Origin of the sequence: Pseudomonas sp. CFBP 13710 (genome assembly GCF_014842235.1) — a bacterium.
GTDB lineage: Bacteria > Pseudomonadota > Gammaproteobacteria > Pseudomonadales > Pseudomonadaceae > Aquipseudomonas > Aquipseudomonas baltica.
Genome location: NZ_JACYVJ010000012.1, coordinates 1 through 13,580 on the forward strand (window position 1 = coordinate 1; position 13,580 = coordinate 13,580).

10 protein-coding genes are annotated in these 13,580 nt (G+C 62.3%); 8 read left to right on the plus strand and 2 right to left on the minus strand.

The genetic code is table 11. The features are described from left to right. The 6 genes from IFT44_RS18825 to IFT44_RS18850 form a co-directional block, all read left to right on the plus strand. Positions 1-844, plus strand: an 844-nt coding sequence (locus IFT44_RS18825; protein WP_207106117.1) for a hypothetical protein, incomplete at its 5' end; no start/stop codon positions are given. A 628-nt stretch (positions 845-1,472) separates the two neighbouring features. Further along, complete coding sequence (locus IFT44_RS18830) at positions 1,473-3,230, plus strand: carbamoyltransferase family protein (protein ID WP_192176404.1); 1,758 nt, start codon at positions 1,473-1,475, stop codon at positions 3,228-3,230. After that, a complete protein-coding gene (locus tag IFT44_RS18835; protein ID WP_192176405.1) occupies positions 3,214-4,344 on the plus strand; it encodes a glycosyltransferase in 1,131 nt (376 codons plus the stop codon). Before IFT44_RS18830 ends, IFT44_RS18835 begins: the two co-directional genes overlap by 17 nt. Further along, positions 4,344-5,240 (plus strand): antimicrobial resistance protein Mig-14, encoded by an 897-nt coding sequence (locus IFT44_RS18840; protein ID WP_192176438.1) that lies wholly within the window; start codon positions 4,344-4,346, stop codon positions 5,238-5,240. The genes IFT44_RS18835 and IFT44_RS18840 overlap by 1 nt, the downstream gene beginning before the upstream one ends. Further along, on the plus strand, positions 5,237-6,640 hold the full coding sequence (locus tag IFT44_RS18845; RefSeq protein WP_192176406.1) for a PIG-L family deacetylase: 1,404 nt from the start codon (positions 5,237-5,239) through the stop codon (positions 6,638-6,640). The genes IFT44_RS18840 and IFT44_RS18845 overlap by 4 nt, the downstream gene beginning before the upstream one ends. An 18-nt stretch (positions 6,641-6,658) precedes the next feature. After that, positions 6,659-7,612, plus strand: coding sequence for a glycosyltransferase (locus IFT44_RS18850; RefSeq protein ID WP_192176439.1), 954 nt, complete (start codon positions 6,659-6,661; stop codon positions 7,610-7,612). 379 nt (positions 7,613-7,991) lie between these two features. Here the strand turns inward: IFT44_RS18850 and IFT44_RS18855 are convergent, their stop codons facing one another. Beyond that, positions 7,992-8,594 carry a lipopolysaccharide kinase InaA family protein gene (locus IFT44_RS18855; protein ID WP_185795362.1) on the minus strand — a complete coding sequence of 201 codons (603 nt, stop codon included), beginning with the start codon at positions 8,592-8,594 and terminating at the stop codon, positions 7,992-7,994. A 224-nt stretch (positions 8,595-8,818) separates the two neighbouring features. On the opposite strand from IFT44_RS18855, the gene msbA reads away from it, so the two are divergent. Together msbA and hldE are read left to right on the plus strand one after the other, a co-directional pair. Beyond that, complete coding sequence (gene msbA, locus IFT44_RS18860) at positions 8,819-10,627, plus strand: lipid A export permease/ATP-binding protein MsbA (protein ID WP_122477070.1); 1,809 nt, start codon at positions 8,819-8,821, stop codon at positions 10,625-10,627. A 301-nt stretch (positions 10,628-10,928) separates the two neighbouring features. After that, positions 10,929-12,350: a bifunctional D-glycero-beta-D-manno-heptose-7-phosphate kinase/D-glycero-beta-D-manno-heptose 1-phosphate adenylyltransferase HldE gene (gene hldE / locus IFT44_RS18865; RefSeq protein ID WP_122477071.1), complete on the plus strand. Its 1,422-nt coding sequence runs from the start codon at positions 10,929-10,931 to the stop codon at positions 12,348-12,350. 239 nt (positions 12,351-12,589) lie between these two features. Here hldE and IFT44_RS18870 read toward each other — a convergent pair whose 3' ends face one another. Then, entirely contained in the window at positions 12,590-13,555 is a 966-nt protein-coding gene (locus IFT44_RS18870; RefSeq protein ID WP_185795359.1) for a metal ABC transporter ATPase, read from the minus strand. Positions 13,556-13,580: the final 25 nt, after the last annotated feature.

Below are 13,580 nucleotides of genomic sequence, written 5' to 3' on the forward strand. Positions count from 1 at the left end.
AGCGGTTATATTTCCTGAAGGAGTGCTGAACATGACTCAGTTGACTTTGGTGCTGCCTGCACCAACGGTGGAAAACGAAACCAATGGGCACCTGGACCCTGCGGCTATTCCCAATACGGGTGTGAAGATCACGACACCGGTGTATGGGGGGATCGAAGCGGGCCAATGGGTAGGGTTGGAATGGACGGCGGTGGATCCAGCAGGGTCCCTGGTGTTGCCCGCTCGGCGACTGACGACAGCGCAGCCCCTGGAGTTCACGGTGCCCAAGGCGGTGGCGGAGCTGAGCCAGGACAAGGCTGTGTCAGTGGCGTACACGGTTGCACGCGTCGAGAATGGGCTTGTGAAAACGTCCGAGGCTGTGCCGTTTGAGTTGGCAAAAATCAAGGCGGTCACTCCGCCAGGGACTGAAGGGTTTGATAACGTTCCAGTAGGTCCTATTGCATGGCCGTTGCGGTTAAGTAAATTCCATATGGATGTTGAGATACAGATGCAGGCAGAAATCGTTCAGGATCCACCTGTAGCCCTTGAACCTTTCATTTCAGGCAATGCTTTGAAATATACTATTCTACGGGATACGGCTACATTCATAAGGATAGATTTAACGCCTTTTTGTACCGCTCTACAGTTCGGCCTAAGTCTAGGCGGTGCTAGTGGTGCTGATCGTCCTCTCATTGTTGAGTATGAGGGAGGGCAGATACGGACTATGGTTGTTAATTCAGGGTGGGTGAGGATAGACGTGAAAGACAATCCTACAAGGCGGATTTCGGTGTTGTATATTTACGCAATACCTAACGTAAACTGCTATATAGATAATTTTTCCTTCGAGTACGATCCGATACTTTAGCCGTTATTCGAATAGTTAGATAGTTGATACGGGTCGTCGCAATTTAGAGTGGGTCGCGTTAGTAAAAAAACAGAGCCAGTAGGTTGCCCTGTTTGAGCTAAAATATAGGCGGAGCCTGTAGTCGGCCTGAAATATCTACGTTGTTGCAGCTAGTATTTCGAAACAAAGGCAGAGTTTGGTTTCAACTATCAAAATTGTGCGTTGGTAATACATGCTTCTTAAAAGCCGAAATCTTCTCGCTGCACATGCAGTCATGACGAACTGCTTGGCCTCACCCGGTCGCTGGATGTTCAGCGACCGATTTTTTCATCCAACACGGAAATCTTGGCCCCCATAGCGCTTTGACTAGAATTTCCGGACCTTCATTATTGCCTGGGGGGATCCAACGCTCGCTGCGCCTCAATCACTGCTAGCGCTTGCCGTTTCAATCATACGTGTTTGACCTTTCCTAAGGAAAAACCAGAGATCTTCGATTTTTGTCTGTGACTGAACGGATCGCTCGCCACAGCACCACCGCCACAGGGGTGTTGGTTGAGCCATCGCTTATTACGCTATAATCCCCGCCTTTCGCCGCCCGCCGTGCCCGATCACCGCGCGCGCACCCATTCCGCTCAAAGAGGCTAGACCCTTGGCATTGACGATTCTTGGCCTGTCCGGCGCCCTTAGCCATGACCCTTCCGCGGCGCTGTACATCGACGGCAAGCTGGTTGCCGCCGCCGAAGAAGAGCGCTTCGTGCGCGACAAACATGCAAAGAACCGCATGCCCTATGAATCGGCCAAGTTCTGCCTGGAGCAAGCTGGCATTAAGCCGTCGGACGTTGACGTGGTGGCGATTCCGTTCGCGCCCATCAGTCTGTTCGGCAGGGCCCGTTGGCACTACGCCAAGCGCTACTGGTATGCCCCGGACCGCGCCCTCGATGCGCTGCTGATGGGCAACCGTCGCTACAAGCGCTACCGCAACAAGATCGTCTTCTGCCTGGAACAGTTGGGCTTCGACGCGAAGAAGATCAAGATCGAACCGGTCGAGCATCACCTGGCGCATGCCTCAAGTGCCTACCACTGCTCGGGCTTCCAGGAAAAAACCGCGATCCTCGGCATCGACGGCAAGGGTGAGTACGCCACTACGTTTTTCGGCTACGGCGAGAACGGCAAGATCCACAAGATCAAGGAGTTCTTCGACCCGGATTCGCTGGGCGGCCTGTATGGCGCGATCACCGAATTCCTCGGTTTCGAAATGCTCGACGGCGAGTTCAAGGTCATGGGCATGGCGCCCTATGGCGACGCCAGCAAGTACGACTTCTCGCGCCTGGCTTCGTTCGAGAACGGCGAACTGGTGATCAACACCGACTACGCCAACGTCATCGGCCTGCGCCGCTATAAAGAGAAGGGCAAGGGTTTCTACTTCTCGCCCAAGCTGATCGAATGGTTGGGCCCCAAGCGCGAAGGCGACATCGCCGACGAGCCGTACATCCACTACGCGGCCAGCATGCAGGCGTTGTTCGAAAAACTCGCCCTGCAGATGATCGACCACTACCTGGGCGACGTGCTCAAGCAGACCGGCAAGCTGGCCTTCGCCGGTGGCTGCGCGCTGAACGTCAAGCTGAACCAGAAGATCATCGCCCGCCCGGACGTAAAGGAGCTGTTCGTGCAGCCGGCTTCCGGCGACGCCGGTACCGCGGTCGGGGCGGCGGCCTACGTGTCCCATGCCCGCGGCGTGCCGGTGGAGAAGATGGAGCACGTGTACCTGGGCCCGTCCTACACCAACGAAGACGTGATCGCTGCCTGCGCGCGTCATCCGAACAAGCCCAAGGGGCGCATGCTGGGCAACATGCCCAAGCAGATCGCGCAGATCATGGTCGACGGCAACCCGGTGGCCTGGTTCCAGGGACGCATGGAGTTCGGCCCGCGGGCGCTGGGTGGTCGGTCGATCATCGGTTGCCCGAGCGTGCCGGGCGTGGCCGACCGCATCAACCACCAGATCAAGTTCCGCGAGCGCTGGAGGCCTTTCTGCCCATCGATGCTCGACACCGTCGCGCCGCAGATGATCAAGATCGACCACCCGGCGCCGTTCATGACGTTCACCTTCGAGGTGGCCGAGGAATGGAAGACCCGCGTGCCGGAAGTGGTCCACGAAGACGGCACCTCGCGCGCCCAGGTGCTCAAGCGCAAGTACAACCCGCGCTACTACGACATGATGAAGGCCCTCGAAGAGCTGACCGGCAATGGCGTGTCGCTGAACACCTCGCTCAACCGCCGTGGCGAGCCGATGATCTGCTCGCCCACCGATGCGTTGAACATGTTCTACGGCTCGGACCTCGAGTACCTGGTCATGGAAGACATTCTGGTGGTCAAAGAGGGTGCTCAAGCCTATGACGCGCTCGACTGAGCGTCATGTGCTGCAGTTCTGCCACGGCTATGACGGGCCGTTCCTCGACTGTGCCCGTCAGTACGCCAGCCTGTTCGTGGGCCGTGGCTACCGGGTGACCACCGTGTTCCTGACCGGCGCGGCCGATGCTCAGGTGGCCGCTGGCTGCGAGAGCGACGAAGTGCTGTTCATGGAGTTCAGTTCCAAGGATATCCGTGGCTTGAAGCTGGGTGCCATTCGCGAGCTGCGCAAGATCACTGCTGCGCGCACATTCGCCTTCTGCATCGCGCACCGGTTCAAGCCTATCTATGTTGCCCTGCTAGGCACTTCGCTGCCGGTGATCGGCGTGCACCATGCGTTCGGTGACTATCAGCGTCGTTCGCGCCGGGTGTTTGCGCAGTTGTTCCGCAAACGCTTGAGCCTGCTGGGCGTGTCCGATGCGGTGCGCGACGACATGCGCCGCTGCCTGCCCGGTTGGGCGCCCGAGCGCATCGCCACGCTGTACAACCGTTTGAACACCTTTACCTTGCAGCAACAATTGCTGCCTGCGGCCGAAGCCCGCCAGGCGTTGGGGTTGGCGCCCGATGCCTGGATCGTCGGCAACGTCGGTCGCCTGCACCCGGATAAGGACCAGGCCACCTTGCTGCGCGGCTTTGCTTTGGCCTGGGCAAAACTGCCTCAGGAAGCGCTGCTGGTGATCATCGGTTCTGGGCGCCTGGAACAGAATCTCAAGGACCTGGCCGTGGAGCTGGGCATTGCCGAGCGGGTGCGGTTTCTTGGCCAGGTGGCCCAGGCGCGGCTGTATTTCAAGGCGTTCGACGTGTTCGCCCTGAGCTCCGACCATGAGCCGTTCGGCATGGTCCTGCTTGAAGCGATGGCGGCCAATGTGCCGCTGCTGGCCACGGCCTGCGGTGGCGCACCGGAGATCGTCGAGGGCGTCGGTATCCTGTTTCCGCTGGGTGACGCCGAGCGCCTGGCACAGGGCCTGGAACACATGGCCGGGATGGATCGCTACCAGCGCGCGCAGTGCGAAGCGCACATGGCCGAACGCCTCGAGACGCGCTTCTGCGACCGCGCGGTGCGCAAGGCTTTCTGGCAACTGCCGATGGTCACCGCACTGACGGCGGCCACATGATGCTCAACCGATTGCAGAGCGTGCGCGAACGGGGCTGGCAAACTGTGGACGCGGCCACCTATGCCCAGGCCTGGACGCAGTTCGGCGGCAGTGTGGCGACGCACCCGCTGGTGGTCGAGCGGTTGGCTGCGCTGGCCGGCATTCCGGTGCGCTACCTGGGGTGGGAGCAGGCGGGCAAACTGGTCGCAGTGATACCCACCTGGGGGCGCTACCTGGCGCTGTCCAAGGACGTGCTCAAGCAGGCCGGCAAGAAGGGCCTGTACGATCTGGGCAACGCCGAGTTGATTTTGCCGGCGGCTGCTGATGCCCAGGCACCGCTGCGCCACCATGGGCGTTATCTGTCGGAGCTGAACCAGGGGCGTTTCAGCGGCTTGAAAGCGCAGGCCGAGAGCCTGGCCATGGCCCGCACGCCCGAAGACCTGTCGAAGAAATTTCGCTACAACCAGCGCCGCGAACTGCGTCTGCTGGAAGAAGCCGGCGGCGTGGCCAAGCCCGTCAGTGAATTCACCAGCGCCGAGCTGGCAGCGATCTACTGTGACCTGTTCCAGCGCCGCTGGGGCTTTCCCGCGACCGGCGCCGAGCGCATGGCCGAGGTCATCGAGCTGCTGCGCGAGCTGATGATCGGCTCGGTGCTGCTGCTGGGCGATGCGCCCGTTGCCATTCAACTGGTGTACCGCGTCGAGGCGCCAGACTGGGTCAGCGTGGAATACATCAATGGCGGCGTGGATCCGGAGAACCGCGCGTTCAGCCCCGGCAGCGTGCTCAGTTTTCTCAATACCCAGAGCGCCTGGGAGCAGGCCCGCGCGGTGAACAAACCCCTGCGCTTCTCGTTCGGCCGCGCCGACCGCGAGTACAAGGACCGCTGGTGCAACCCCGTTCCGGTGTTTCAGGCATGAGCCGCAAACAGGCGTTGCTCGCCCGGCACCGGCGCAACAAGCGTCGCGTGCTGCTGGCCGGGCTGGTGGTGATGCTGCTGGCGGGTGTGCTGGTTGCCTGGTGGTTGCCGCTGCCCCTGTTGTTGCTGGCCTGGGTGGCCCATGAGGCGTGGTTTGCCGACCATCTGTTCTATTCGCCGGGCGATGATTACGCCTACAGCTTCGACAGCGAAGCGGAGCTGGCCAAGGTCAGCCTGAACGGCGAGGTGCTGCAGGTTGCAGAGCGCGTCGAGGCGGCGGATACCTTGATCCTGGCGCTGGATGTGAAGGCGTCCTGGCTGGGGCGACTGTTCGATCCGTATGTGCAGTTGCTCGGAAGTGAGCTGAGCGACCGGCAGACGTTCGAGCGCGGTGTCGATGGCCTGCGCTACCTGAATCTGAGTGGCTTTGCCGATGAGCTCAATCACGGGCGCCTGCGCTTGCGCGGGCGGTTCTGCCGCATCGTTGGCGAGCCGCGCTTGTGGCGCTTTCAGCATCCGGATTTCACCCGGCACACGGTCATGGTCATTGCGCCCCATGCCGACGATGCCGAGCTGGCGGCCTATGGTTTGTACAGCCGGGCGGCGAGCAGTTGGATCGTGACCTTGACGGCAGGCGAGATCGAAGCCGAGCACTATCAGGCGATGGGCCTGGCGCCGGCCGACGCCGCTCGCTTGAAGGGGCGCCTGCGGGCCTGGGACAGCCTGGCCGTACCGCGCTGGGCCGGGGTGCCGGCCGAGCAGTGCGTGCAGTTGGGGTATTTCTGCCTGCAACTGCCAGCGATGCAGGCGGCACCCGAGCAGCCGTGTGGCTCGCGCGAGGCGGACATGACTGACATCCGCCCGTTCCGTCAGCTCAACCCCTTCGCCTTGCCGGCCGATGCCGATGGCGCGCCGACCTGGAACAATCTGCTCGCCGACCTGCGCGAACTGCTGCAACGGGCGCAGCCGGATGTGCTGGTGATGCCCCACGCGAGCATCGACCCTCACCCGGACCACATCTGCGCGCAGGCAGCGGTGCTGCAGGCGTTGCAAGGGGTGGCGCACCAGCCACGCTACCTGCTGGGCTATGCCAACCATTTGCATGACAACGACCGTTGGCCTATGGGCCGTGCTGGCGAAGGCGTGGCCCTGCCACCGTTTTTCGATGCCCGTGAACGGCTGCTGCCGTGCAGCCTGCCGGTGGGTGCGGCTGTGCAGATGGACAAGGCCATGGCGCTAGGCATGATGCACGACCTGCAACCGCCGGCGCCGTTCAAGCGTCGCGTGCGGCGTTGGCTGCAATGGTTGCTGGCCGGTCGACGTTGGCCGGCGACGGGTGAAAACGAATTTTTCCGCAAGGCGGTGCGCCGCCACGAACTGTTCTGGCGCAAAGACTTATAAGGTGCCGTTAGCACAATGATGAAAGTACTGTTTCTGGTGCAGAAAGAGCAGCGCGCCATTCTCGATCGTCTCTATGAGGGGATCGCCGCGCATTGCGAGTGTGATCTGCGCTGGTTGGACAGTGCGCAGCAGCGCGATCTGAAAGGGTATTTCAAGCGGGAAGTGGACGTCGCCCGGTACGACCGCATTCTGTTCTTCCTGCGTTTCAAGCAGGAGGTTCGCCAGGTGGCGTTCATTCGTTCGGTGCCCAATCTGGTCATCCTGGAACATGACGCCTACCAGAACTACATCGCGTGCAAGTACACCGGCAAGTTCAGCGCGCACTACCAGCAGTTGCCGTGGGTGCGGGTGATCAGTTCGGGGTTCATGGTCAGCGAACGCTTGCGCGCCGAGGGCTTCGATGCCCATTTCGTGCCCAAGGGCTATGACCAGGCCCTGCTGACGCCGCAGACCCGCGAGCGCGATATCGAGCTGGCTTTCGTGGGCAGCACCAAGAGCGTGGCCTACAGTGGCCGCAAGCAGATGCTCGATGCGATCGGCCAGGTGGAGCCGTTGCTGGTGACGCGGACCAACAGCGGCCAGGAGTATGGCGATACGCTGAACCGCATCCGTTTTTTCGTCAGTGCCGATGTGGGCATGGGCGAGTACATGATCAAGAATTTCGAAGCCATGGCGTGTGGGTGTGTGCTGTTCACCTTCGATCAGGGCGAGGCGGAAAACCGCGCGCTGGGGTTCCAGGACATGCGCACGGTGGTGTTGTACGACAGCGTGGCGAGCTTGCAGGCCAAGCTGGCGCAGCTGCGCCGCGAGCCGGCGCTGGCCGAGCGCATCGCTGCGGCGGGGCAGGCGCTGGTGCTGGGGGAATACGGTTTCGACCGGATCGGTGAGCGTATCGTGCAAGCGATGCAGCCGGCACTTCGCCCGCATCCGCCGTTGACGGTGTGGCAACGCCTGCGGTTGGCCTTGTCCTAGTAACCGCGCCGCGCCCTTCGCGGCCACTGGCCGCTCCTACAGGGGATTGCGCTGTACTTGTGGGAGCGGGCTCTGCCCGCGAAACAGGCGCTGCGGTGTGTCAAGCCGAACCGCGGTGCGGCTTTCGCGGCCACTGGCCGCTCCTACAGGGGATTGCGGTGTACCCGTAGGAGCGGTCATCGGCCGCGAAACAGGCGCTGCGGTGTGTCAGGCCGAACCGCGGTGCACCCTTCGCGGCCACTGGCCGCTCCTACGGGGGATTGTGGTGTACCCGTAGGAGCGGTCATCGGCCGCGAAACAGGCGCTGCGGTGTGTCAGGCCGAACCGCGGTGCGGCTTTCGCGGCCACTGGCCGCTCCTACAGGGGACGGGCCATGGTGCTACTTGAGCAGGGCTTTGTTGAGCTCGGCCAAGGGGAAGCAGGCGGTCAACTGTTCACGCTCCAGATACCGGGAGAAATGCTCGAGGTTGCGCTTGATCAAGCGCTTCGACAAAGGCCCGCGGGTGAAGCTCATGTCGGCCATGTCGATCAGGCCCAGCTCTCCTTCGGGCGTGACGATCACATTGCCCAGGTGCAGCGAGCGGAAATACACCCCTGAGCGATGCAACCGGCGAATCATGGCGATCAGCGGCTCCAGGCTGTGTTGCCAGGTGAAGTCGGCGGTGTCCATCAACTGACGCAGGTTCCTGCCTGGCAGGGGCTCGTACAGCACGGCGGTCATGCCAGGCTTGTCCAGACGATAGTGCTGCAGCACCTTCAAGGTCGGCACGCCCAGTTGCTGCAGGCGTTGGGCGTTGGCGATGAAACGCGCCGAATACGGGCGCAGCAGGGCTGAGGAAAACAGCCGTTTGCGGCGGAAAAGTTTCAGGATCTTGCCGTCTGCGAGCAGGTACACTTTCGCGCCATGGCTGTCGGCTTCCAACACCTTGGCGCCGGTGATCAGCGTGTCAAAAGCGGCCAGAGGAAGGCGGGTGCATTGCATCGTGATAAGGCCTTGATTGAAGAGGGCGGGTGGCATGATGCCCAAAAGCGCCAGCATGTTCTACCGCCAGGCCGAACTGCGGCGCGGCTTTCGCGGCCACGGACCGCTCCTACGGGGGATTGCTTTGCCCGCGAAGGGCGCGACTCGGTCTGGCTGCAGCACCGCGATCCCCGATCGGCCCCCTGTGATAAAATTCCCGTTCTACGCCAACAGTGAGTTAGACGATGAGTGATTCACCGCGCCCAGCGGAACAGGATTCAAGCCTGAAAATCTATTTGCGACTGCTCAGCTACGTTCGCCCCTACGTGGGCATGTTCCTGATCAGTATCATAGGTTTCGTGATCTTCGCCTCGACCCAGCCCATGCTGGCCGGCATCCTCAAGTATTTCGTCGACGGCCTGAGCAATCCCGAAGCGGTACTGTTCCCCAATGTGCCCTACCTGCGCGACCTGCAACTGCTGCAGGCGGTACCCATACTGATCGTGCTGATCGCCGCCTGGCAGGGCCTGGGCTCCTACCTGGGCAATTACTTCCTGGCCAAGGTATCGCTGGGCCTGGTCCACGACCTGCGCGTGGAGCTGTTCAACAAGCTGCTGGTACTGCCCAACCGCTACTTCGACACGCACAACTCCGGCCACCTGATTTCGCGCATCACCTTCAACGTGACCATGGTGACCGGCGCTGCGACCGATGCCATCAAGGTGGTGATCCGCGAAGGCCTGACGGTGGTATTCCTGTTCATCTATCTGATCTGGATGAACTGGCAACTGACCCTGGTCATGCTGGCCATTCTGCCGCTGATCGCCGTCATGGTCGGCAGCACCAGCAAGAAATTCCGCAAGCAGAGCAAGAAGATTCAGGTTGCCATGGGCGATGTGACCCACGTGGCATCCGAGACCATCCAGGGCTATCGGGTGGTGCGCAGCTTCGGCGGTGAAGGCTACGAGCAGAACCGCTTTGCCAAAGCCAGCCAGGGCAACACCGACAAGCAACTGCGCATGACCAAGACCGGCGCGATCTACACGCCGATGTTGCAGCTGGTGATCTACACCGCCATGGCTGTGCTGATGTTCCTGGTGCTGTACATGCGTGGCGATGCCACGGCCGGTGATCTGGTGGCCTACATCACCGCAGCCGGTTTGCTGCCCAAGCCGATCCGCCAGCTGTCGGAAGTCAGCTCCACGGTGCAGAAGGGCGTGGCCGGTGCCGAAAGCATCTTCGAGCAGCTGGACGTCCCTCCCGAGCTGGACACCGGCACAGTGGAGCGCGAGCGCGTTGGCGGTTCGCTGGAAGTGCGCAACCTGAACTTCACCTACCCCGGCACCGATCGCCAAGTGCTCAGTGACATCAACTTCACCGCCAAGCCGGGGCAGATGATTGCGCTGGTGGGGCGTTCGGGCAGTGGCAAGTCGACCCTGGCCGGGTTGATCCCGCGCTTCTATCACCACAATCAAGGTGAAGTGTTGCTCGATGGCGTGGAGATTGCCGACTACCAGCTGCGCAACCTGCGCCGGCATATCGCGCTGGTGACCCAGAGCGTGACACTGTTCAACGACAGCGTGGCCAACAACATTGCCTACGGTGACCTCGCCGGTGCGCCGCGCGAAGATGTGGTGGCGGCGGCGGCCGATGCCTATGCCAAGGAATTCATCGACCGTCTGCCCGAGGGTTTCGACACGCAGGTGGGCGAGAACGGTGTGCTGTTGTCCGGTGGCCAGCGCCAGCGCCTGGCGATTGCCCGGGCGTTGCTCAAGAATGCCCCCGTGCTGATTCTGGATGAAGCGACCTCGGCGCTGGATACCGAATCGGAGCGACATATCCAGGCTGCGCTGGACCATGTGATGAAAGGGCGGACCACCTTGGTGATCGCTCACCGACTGTCGACTATCGAAAAGGCCGACCAGATTCTGGTGATGGACCAGGGCCGCATCGTCGAGCGCGGCACGCACGCGCAGTTGCTGGCGCAGAACGGCTATTACGCCAGGTTACACGCCATGGGCCTGGACGAACCTGCGAAAACCGACATCACCTGAGCCCTACAGGACTGCGATTTCCCTATGGCATTACGCTATTGCGCGTGATTGCGGTCCCCTTGCAGGAGCGGTCATCGGCCGCGAATCGGACGGCTCGGTGTGTCAGGTGATACGCGGCGTTCCCTTCGCGGCCACTGGCCGCTCCTACGGGGATCACTGCTCGCACATGGTAATCCGCGGCGTGCCCTTCGCGGCCACTGGCCGCTCCTACGGGGATTACCGCTCCCGAGGTGGGGTGGGGGCCTATCGGGTGCTTGCGTGTTAATATCGCCGCCCTGTTCATTTTGTATGTGGGTTGCCCATGAAGTTATCCATGCCGCGATTCGAGTCGGCCCCTGTATTGGTGGTCGGCGATGTCATGCTCGACCGTTACTGGCATGGCGGTACTTCGCGCATCTCCCCGGAAGCACCGGTGCCGGTGGTCAAGGTCGAACAGATCGAGGATCGGCCTGGTGGTGCCGCCAACGTTGCGTTGAACATCGCCGCACTGGGTGCGCCGGCTTCCCTGGTGGGTGTGACCGGTACCGACGAGGCCGCCGACAGCCTGGGCAACAGCTTGAAGGCTGCCGGCGTCACAGCGGTGTTCCAGCGCATTGCCCACCAGCCGACCATCGTCAAGTTGCGGGTCATGAGCCGCCATCAACAACTGTTGCGCATCGACTTCGAAGAAGCGTTTGCCACTGACCCGGTAGCGCTGGGCAACGAAGTCGAAGCGTTGCTCGAAGGCGTCAAGGTGCTGGTGCTGTCGGACTATGGCAAGGGCGCGCTGAAAAACCATCAGGCGCTGATTCAGGCGGCGCGCGCGCGCAACATTCCCGTGCTGGCCGACCCCAAGGGCAAGGATTTCTCGATCTATCGAGGCGCCAGCCTGATCACGCCCAACCTCAGCGAATTCGAAACCATCGTCGGCGGTTGCGCCGATGAGGCAGAACTGGTGGCCAAAGGCGCCGCGCTGATGAGCGAGCTGGATCTGGGCGCACTGCTGGTGACCCGTGGCGAGCACGGCATGACCCTGTTGCGCCCTGATCATCCGGCCCTGCACTTACCCGCGCGGGCCCGTGAAGTGTTCGACGTGACTGGTGCCGGCGATACCGTAATCTCCACCCTGGCAGCGGCCATCGCCGCAGGCGAAGAGTTGCCCCATGCGGTGGCCCTGGCCAATCTGGCGGCGGGCATCGTGGTCGGCAAGCTGGGTACGGCGGCGATCAGCGCACCTGAACTGCGCCGTGCCATCCAGCGCGAGGAAGGTTCGGAACGCGGCGTGTTGAGCCTCGAGCAGTTGCTGCTGGCGATCGACGATGCGCGGGCGCACAACGAGCGCATCGTGTTCACCAATGGCTGCTTCGATATCCTCCATGCGGGCCACGTGACGTATCTGGAACAGGCCCGCGCTCAGGGTGACCGGCTGATCGTGGCGGTCAACGATGACGCTTCGGTAAGCCGTCTGAAAGGGCCGGGTCGGCCGATCAACAGCGTCGACCGGCGCATGGCGGTGTTGGCCGGGCTCGGGGCGGTGGACTGGGTGATCAGTTTTGCCGAAGGTACACCGGAAAACCTGCTGACCCATGTACGCCCGGATGTGCTGGTGAAGGGAGGGGATTATTCGATGGAGCAAGTGGTAGGTGCCGATATCGTGGCCGCCTATGGCGGCACGGTAAAGGTACTGGGGCTGGTGGAAAACAGCTCGACCACCGCCATCGTCGAGAAAATCCGCAGCCGTTGAAGCGTCAGGTTCTACCACGTTCCCGCAAATGCACCGTGTCCACCGCCGACGCGGCTTGCGCCGCTGCTACAGGGACCGCGTCCACCGCCGACGCGGCTTGCGCCGACGCGGCTTGCGCCGCTGCTACAGGGACTGCGTCCACCGCCCCCCCCCCCCTGTAGCAGCGGCGCAAGCCGCGTCCGGCCGCACCGCGGTGTTCCAGGCACACCGCATGACGGTATTCGGTAGGGGCAATGGGGTTACTTGTGCAGACCGCTGCGCACCTTGCGCACCAATACCCGCGCCTTGACCTTGAATTTTTGCAGGCTGGTACGCGGCTTCTTCGGGATGGCCAGGCCTTTTTCCGCCACCCAGTCGCGCCAGCGCACACGTTCGTCGCGGACCAACCAACCTTCTTGCGCAGCGAAACTCTCGGCCAGGTAAACGCCCCGTGTGCCTGCGGCGTGCAGCTTGTCCTTCTTCAAGGTGTACAGCTCGGCGACCGGCTGACCGTCCTTCAGCGGTATCAGGTACAGGTCGGGCCTGCTCCGGCTCAGGCGGGTGATCAGCTCACCTTTTTCCAGGCGCTCCTCCACATGGAACAGGCTGAGCCCCTTGGCCTGGGGCGGCACCTCCAGGCGCAGGTCGTAGACCAATTGCAACGAAGCCGTCGGCACGTGCACGTAGGCCCGGGGCCGCTCGATCAGGTTCAGGCTGCCACAGCGGACCGGGCGCGCCGCGCCGGAACGGGTGCTCAAGCGAAAGGGCAGGGGCTCGTGATAGCGCAGCACCTGGTCATACGGCGTCGGCAGCCAGGTGTCGTTGAAACGCCCGCCCAGCCAGCCTTCCGAAGTCTCCAGCAGACACTCCTCGGCGATTTCCTGAATGGCCGTGTGCAGCGGCAGGTTCACCTCATGGGCCGGCACATAGCCGGAGATCAGCTTGAGCACCACATCGCCGCGGTCTTCGCGGCGTTGACGCACCAGCACCCAGTAGTCGCGGCCACGCCAGTTCAAGGTCAGCCGGACCGACACGCCGAGGTTGGCCAGCTCCACGCGAAAGCGTTCGCTGTCACTCACCTCGACCGGTTTGCGCCGTTCCAGGGTCTGAGCGAAATTCAGGGGCATGCCCACGGCTTCGTAACTCAGGGCTTCGGGCGTGGCTTCGACGGCAAGGGGCAGGGTCTTGAAATTGCCAGGGTTCTTTCGTGTCAGGGTACGCGGCATTACGGCTCCTTCTTGCGTCGGGGTC